Consider the following 6,806-nt stretch of genomic DNA (forward strand, 5'->3'; position numbering starts at 1 on the left):
CAAAAATGACCGAACTGAAAAACGATCGTTATCTGCGTGCGCTGCTGCGCCAGCCCGTTGATGTCACCCCGGTGTGGATGATGCGCCAGGCGGGACGCTATTTGCCAGAGTACAAAGCCACGCGTGCGCAGGCGGGCGATTTTATGTCGCTGTGCAAAAATGCCGAGCTGGCGTGTGAAGTCACGCTCCAGCCGCTGCGCCGCTTCCCGCTGGATGCCGCCATTCTCTTTTCGGACATTCTGACCATTCCGGATGCGATGGGCCTTGGGCTCTATTTCGAAACCGGCGAAGGCCCGCGTTTCACTTCCCCAATCAAAAGCAAAGCGGACGTTGATAAGCTGCCCGTTCCCGATCCTGAACAGGAGCTGGGCTATGTGATGAATGCCGTGCGCACCATTCGTCGTGAACTGAAAGGCGAAGTCCCGCTGATTGGCTTCTCCGGCAGTCCGTGGACGCTGGCGACTTATATGGTTGAAGGCGGCAGCAGTAAAGCCTTTACCGTAATCAAAAAGATGATGTATGCCGAGCCGCTGGCCCTGCATGCGCTACTCGATAAGCTGGCGAAAAGCGTCACCCTCTATCTGAACGCGCAGATCAAAGCGGGTGCGCAGTCGGTGATGATTTTCGATACCTGGGGCGGCGTGCTGACCGGGCGCGATTATCAGCAATTTTCGCTCTACTACATGCACAAAATCGTTGATGGCCTGCTGCGTGAAAATGAAGGCCGCCGTGTGCCGGTCACGCTGTTCACCAAAGGCGGCGGTCAGTGGCTGGAAGCCATGGCGGCGACCGGCTGCGATGCGCTGGGTCTCGACTGGACCACCGATATCGCCGACGCGCGCCGTCGCGTGGGTGACAAAGTGGCGCTGCAGGGCAATATGGATCCGTCCATGCTCTACGCGCAGCCTGCCCGTATTGAAGAAGAGGTGGCTTCTATTCTGGCTGGCTTTGGCCAGGGGGAAGGGCACGTGTTTAACCTCGGGCACGGTATCCATCAGGACGTTCCGCCAGAGCACGCTGGCGCGTTTGTGGAGGCGGTGCACCGACTTTCTGCGCAATATCACAAATAAGGAGTGGTTATGGATCTCGCGTCATTACGCGCTCAACAGATAGAACTGGCTTCATCCGTGATCCGCGAGGATCGTCTGGATAAGGATCCCCCGCAGTATATAGGCGGTGCGGATGTCGGGTTTGAGCAGGGCGGTGAAGTGACGCGGGCGGCGATGGTGCTGCTGAAGTACCCCTCACTTGAGCTGGTGGAGTACAAAGTGGCGCGTATCGCCACCACCATGCCGTACATACCGGGCTTTCTCTCCTTCCGTGAATACCCCGCGCTGCTCGCAGCGTGGGAGCAACTCTCACAAAAACCCGATCTGCTGTTTGTTGATGGACACGGTATCTCTCATCCGCGTCGCTTAGGCGTTGCCAGCCACTTTGGTCTGCTGGTGGATGTACCCACCATCGGTGTGGCCAAAAAACGCCTGTGCGGTGCATTTGAGCCGCTCTCCGCCGAGCCGGGCGCGCTGGCGCCGCTTATCGATAAGGGTGAACAGCTGGCATGGGTCTGGCGCAGTAAAGCGCGCTGTAACCCGCTGTTTATCGCAACCGGGCACCGTGTGAGCATGGACAGCGCCCTGGCCTGGGTGCAGCGTTGTATGAAGGGTTACCGGTTACCTGAGCCCACGCGTTGGGCAGATGCGGTGGCCTCTGCTCGTCCGGCTTTTGTTCGTTGGCAGGAAATTCAGTGATGAATCAGGTAAACTGCGGCTAATTTTCGATTCGAGATCTCATCATGCTACAAAACCCGATTCACCTGCGCCTTGAGAAGCTGGAAAGCTGGCAGCACGTCACCTTTATGGCTTGCCTGTGCGAGCGCATGTATCCGAACTACGCCGCGTTCTGCAAGCAGACGGAGTTTGGTGATGGCCATATTTATCGCCGGATCCTCGACCTCATCTGGGAAACGCTGACGGTCAAAGACGCAAAGGTGAACTTCGACTCTCAGCTGGAAAAGCTCGAAGAGGCTATTCCGGTGGCGGATGATTTTGATTTGTACGGTGTCTATCCGGCAATTGATGCCTGCGTAGCGTTAAGCGAACTGATTCACTCTCGTCTGAGCGGTGAAACGCTGGAGCACGCTATTGAAGTCAGTAAGGCATCCATTACGACCGTAGCGATGCTGGAAATGACCCAGGCAGGCCGTGAAATGACCGACGAAGAACTGCGGGCTAACCCTGCTGTTGAACAGGAATGGGATATTCAGTGGGAGATTTTCCGCCTGCTGGCAGAGTGTGAAGAACGCGATATTGAGCTGATAAAAGGGCTGCGTGCGGACTTGCGTGAGGCCGGTGAGAGTAATATTGGTATAATTTTTAACCAATGAGACAACAAAACGTGATTTAACGCCTGTTTTGTCGCACCTCGACTCTTCCCTTCTGCCCCCCGTCTGGTCTACATTTGGGGGGCGAAAAAAAGTGGCTATCGGTGCGTGTATGCAGGAGAGTGCTATTTTGGCATTTTCGTCGCACTCGATGCTTAGCAAGCGATAAACACATTGAAAGGATAACTTATGAACAAGACTCAACTGATTGATGTAATTGCGGACAAGGCTGATCTGTCTAAAGTGCAGGCTAAAGCTGCTCTGGAATCTACCCTGGCTGCTATTACTGAGTCTCTGAAAGAAGGCGATGCTGTACAACTGGTTGGTTTCGGTACCTTCAAAGTGAACCACCGCGCTGAGCGTACTGGCCGCAACCCGCAGACCGGTAAAGAAATCAAAATCGCCGCAGCTAACGTGCCGGCATTTGTTTCTGGTAAAGCACTGAAAGACGCAGTTAAGTAAGACGCGTGGCAGTGAACAGTTTTAACGAAGGGGCGGCAACGCCCCTTTTGTCATTCTGGCGTGGCGCGCTCGCGCTGGCGGGCGTGTTACTGCTTTCCGCCTGTAGCCATGACACCTCTTTACCACCGTTTACCGCCAGCGGTTACGCTGACAACCAGGGAGCGGTGAGGATCTGGCGTAAAGATTCTGGCGGTGAAGTGCATCTGCTTTCCGCTTTTAGCCCGTGGCATAACGGCAATACATCGACCGCAGAGTATCGCTGGCAGGGAGACGACCTGTCATTCATCGAACTCAATATCTACGGCAAAACCCCCGAACATGTAAAAGTGCGGTTTGATGACCACGGCGAGCTGAGCTTTATGCAGCGTGAAGTCAACGGTCAAAAACAGCAACTCTCCAGCGATCAGGTTGCTCTCTATCGTTATCGTGCCGGACAAATCCGCCAGACCAGCGATGCGCTGCGTCAGGGACGCGTGGTGCTGCGCCAGGGGCGCTGGCATACCGATGGTACGGTCACTACCTGCGAAGGGCAGACAGTCAAACCTGATCTTGAATCCTGGGCAACCGAACATATACAGCGCCGTCAGCGTCATTCATCGATGGAAGTGAGTGTGGCGTGGCTTGAAGCGCCTGAAGGCTCTCAGCTGTTGCTGGTGGCGAACGAAGATTTCTGCACCTGGCAGCCGACAGAAAAGAGTTTTTGACGTAAATCCCCTCTCCCTTCAGGGAGAGGGTTAGGATGAGGGGGGGATTACTCCCCCTGCTCACGTGCAATCGCACGATAGCCGATATCCTGACGGCTAAAGCTACCGTTCCAGTGGATATCCGCCATCAGGGCATAGGCGCGCTTCTGCGCTTCGGCAACAGTATGACCCAGCGCGGTGGCACACAGCACGCGGCCACCGTTGGTCAGTACGCGATCGTCGTCAGCCAGTTTCGTTCCGGCGTGGAACACCTTGGCACCTTCGGTTTCTTCCAGCGGCAGGCCGTGGATCTCATCTCCGGTGTTGTAGTGGCCAGGATAACCGCCCGCAGCAATCACCACGCCCAGAGACGCGCGTTCGTCCCACTCTGAGGTTTTCTCATCCAGCTTGCCATCGCATGCGGCCAGGCACAGCTCCACCAGGTCAGATTTCATGCGCAGCATGATTGGCTGAGTTTCTGGATCGCCGAAGCGGCAGTTAAATTCGATCACCTTCGGATTGCCCTGCTTGTCAATCATCAGGCCCGCATAGAGGAAACCGGTGTAAGTGTTACCCTCGGCGGCCATACCTTTTACGGTTGGCCAGACGATACGGTCCATGGTGCGCTGATGCACTTCATCCGTCACCACAGGGGCAGGGGAGTAAGCGCCCATACCGCCGGTATTCGGCCCGGTATCAGCATTGCCCACGCGCTTATGGTCCTGGCTGGTGGCCATCGGCAGAACGTGTTCGCCATCCACCATCACGATAAAGCTCGCCTCTTCGCCATCAAGGAACTCTTCGATCACGATGCGGTGGCCCGCGTCGCCAAAGGCATTGCCTGCCAGCATATCCTTTACGGCTGCTTCGGCTTCTTCGAGCGTCATCGCGACGATAACACCTTTACCGGCAGCCAGACCGTCGGCTTTGATCACAATCGGCGCGCCTTTTTCACGTAAGTAAGCCAGCGCGGGCTCGACTTCGGTGAAGTTCTGGTATTCCGCCGTCGGGATGTTATGACGCGCAAGGAAATCCTTGGTAAAGGCTTTTGACCCTTCCAGTTGTGCTGCGCCTTCCGTCGGGCCGAAGATTTTCAGACCTGCGGCACGGAACGCGTCAACGACGCCAATCACCAGTGGCGCTTCCGGGCCGACGATGGTGAGATCGATTTTCTCGTTCTGGGCAAAGCTCAGCAGCGCGGGGATATCGGTCACGCCGATGGCGACGTTCTGCAGCGCAGGTTCCAGCGCCGTACCCGCATTACCCGGAGCCACAAAAACGGTTTCAACCAGCGGAGACTGCGCCGCTTTCCACGCCAGCGCGTGCTCGCGCCCGCCGTTACCAACCACTAATACTTTCATTTTCTGCTCCAGGAATTAATGACGGAAGTGACGCATATCGGTAAAGATCATCGCAATGCCGTGTTCGTCGGCAGCGGCAATGACTTCGTCGTCACGGATAGAACCGCCAGGCTGGATCACACAGGTGATACCCACAGCAGCGGCCGCATCAATACCGTCACGGAACGGGAAGAAGGCGTCAGACGCCATGGCAGAACCTTTTACTTCCAGGCCTTCGTCGCCTGCTTTGATACCGGCAATTTTCGCAGAGTAAACGCGGCTCATCTGGCCTGCACCTATCCCGATGGTCATGTTCTCTTTGGCATAGACAATGGCGTTGGATTTCACGAACTTCGCCACTTTCCAGCAGAACAGCGCATCACGCAGTTCCTGTTCGGTTGGCTGACGTTTGGTGACGACGCGCAGGTCAGCGGCTGTCACCATGCCCAAATCGCGATCCTGAACCAGCAGCCCACCATTTACACGTTTGAAATCAAGACCCGGCACGCGCTCTGCCCACTGGCCGCAAACCAGCACGCGCACGTTCTGTTTCGCGGCGGTGATTTTCAGCGCTTCTTCAGACGCAGATGGCGCGATGATCACTTCAACAAACTGACGAGAGATAATGGCCTGTGCGGTTTCGGCATCCAGTTCACGGTTAAACGCGATAATGCCGCCGAAGGCAGAGGTTGGGTCAGTTTTATAGGCGCGATCGTAAGCGTCCAGGATAGAGGTACTGACCGCTACGCCGCAGGGGTTCGCGTGCTTCACAATAACGCAGGCAGGCTCATTGAACTCTTTCACACACTCCAGTGCGGCATCGGTATCGGCAATATTGTTATAAGAGAGCGCTTTGCCCTGAACCTGCTGGGCGGTGGCGACAGAAGCTTCTTTTACTTCTTCTTCTATATAGAAGGCTGCCTGCTGGTGGCTGTTCTCGCCATAACGCATATCCTGCTTCTTGATGAAGTTCAGGTTCAGCGTGCGTGGGAAACGGCCGGAAGGATCTTTGCTTTCGCCGTGGTAAGCCGGCACCAGGCTACCGAAGTAGTTGGCGATCATGCTGTCGTACGCGGCGGTGTGTTCGAATGCTTTAATCGCGAGGTCGAAACGGGTGTCCAGAGTCAGTGACCCTTCGTTCGCATCCATTTCATTAATAATGGCGGAGTAGTCGCTGCTCTTCACCACAATGGCCACGTCTTTATGGTTCTTGGCCGCGGAGCGCACCATCGTCGGTCCGCCGATATCAATATTCTCTACGGCGTCTTCCAGAGAGCAGCCTTCACGCGCCACGGTTTGGGCGAACGGATAAAGGTTAACGACAACCATATCAATTGGCGCGATATCATGCTGTTCCATAATGGCATCATCCTGACCGCGACGACCCAGAATGCCGCCGTGGACTTTCGGGTGCAGGGTTTTGACGCGTCCATCCATCATTTCCGGGAAACCGGTGTAATCGGACACTTCGGTTACCGGCAGACCTTTATCTGCTAACAGGCGTGCGGTACCACCTGTGGACAGCAGCTCTACACCACGTGCAGAAAGTGCCTGAGCGAATTCGACGATACCGGCTTTATCAGAAACACTGAGCAGAGCGCGGCGGACTGGACGACGTTGTTGCATGGTAAATCCCCTGGATTTCACGATTACAGAGAGCGTTAGATGAATTTTCCAGCGAAAAACTCATCTAACACACCTGACGAGGCATCCTTGTTAAGCGCGAGCATTTTAACGAAAACGTTTGCGCAACGCTCGCGAATTTTCACTTTTTCGCATCGCTGTGGATAACTCTGTGTGTAAAAAGGTATAAGGCGGGGTTTTGCTGGGGAATGCAGCAGTCAGTCATTTTTCTGTCATTTAGCGGTTGCGGCCTGCGGAGAACTCCCTATAATGCGCCTCCATCGACACGGCGGATGTGAATCACTTCACAAACAACCC

At 55.5% G+C, this 6,806-nt stretch carries 7 protein-coding genes; 5 read left to right on the forward strand and 2 right to left on the reverse strand.

What is annotated here, in order from left to right; genetic code table 11:
- Nucleotides 1-5: 5 nt before the first annotated feature.
- From hemE to M8370_RS19260, 5 genes are all read left to right on the forward strand, one after another.
- On the forward strand, nt 6-1,070 hold the full coding sequence (gene hemE, locus M8370_RS19240) for a uroporphyrinogen decarboxylase (protein ID WP_020684618.1): 1,065 nt from the start codon (nt 6-8) through the stop codon (nt 1,068-1,070).
- Nucleotides 1,071-1,079: 9 nt separating this feature from the next.
- Nucleotides 1,080-1,748 carry a deoxyribonuclease V gene (nfi, locus tag M8370_RS19245; protein WP_013095016.1) on the forward strand — a complete coding sequence of 223 codons (669 nt, stop codon included), beginning with the start codon at nt 1,080-1,082 and terminating at the stop codon, nt 1,746-1,748.
- A 44-nt stretch (nt 1,749-1,792) separates the two neighbouring features.
- A complete protein-coding gene (locus M8370_RS19250; protein ID WP_013095017.1) occupies nt 1,793-2,383 on the forward strand; it encodes a YjaG family protein in 591 nt (196 codons plus the stop codon).
- A gap of 186 nt (nt 2,384-2,569) precedes the next feature.
- Nucleotides 2,570-2,842 (forward strand): nucleoid-associated protein HU-alpha, encoded by a 273-nt coding sequence (hupA, locus tag M8370_RS19255; protein ID WP_002445246.1) that lies wholly within the window; start codon nt 2,570-2,572, stop codon nt 2,840-2,842.
- A gap of 11 nt (nt 2,843-2,853) precedes the next feature.
- Nucleotides 2,854-3,546: a DUF1481 domain-containing protein gene (locus M8370_RS19260; protein WP_023621286.1), complete on the forward strand. Its 693-nt coding sequence runs from the start codon at nt 2,854-2,856 to the stop codon at nt 3,544-3,546.
- A 47-nt stretch (nt 3,547-3,593) separates the two neighbouring features.
- Here the strand turns inward: M8370_RS19260 and purD are convergent, their stop codons facing one another.
- Both purD and purH read right to left on the reverse strand, forming a co-directional pair.
- Complete coding sequence (gene purD / locus M8370_RS19265; RefSeq protein ID WP_250021603.1) at nt 3,594-4,886, reverse strand: phosphoribosylamine--glycine ligase; 1,293 nt, start codon at nt 4,884-4,886, stop codon at nt 3,594-3,596.
- 15 nt (nt 4,887-4,901) lie between these two features.
- Nucleotides 4,902-6,491, reverse strand: coding sequence for a bifunctional phosphoribosylaminoimidazolecarboxamide formyltransferase/IMP cyclohydrolase (gene purH / locus M8370_RS19270; RefSeq protein ID WP_013095020.1), 1,590 nt, complete (start codon nt 6,489-6,491; stop codon nt 4,902-4,904).
- Nucleotides 6,492-6,806: the final 315 nt, after the last annotated feature.

It is taken from the genome of Enterobacter cloacae complex sp. OE43NF, assembly GCF_023544405.1.
Taxonomy (GTDB): Bacteria; Pseudomonadota; Gammaproteobacteria; order Enterobacterales; family Enterobacteriaceae; genus Enterobacter; species Enterobacter cloacae.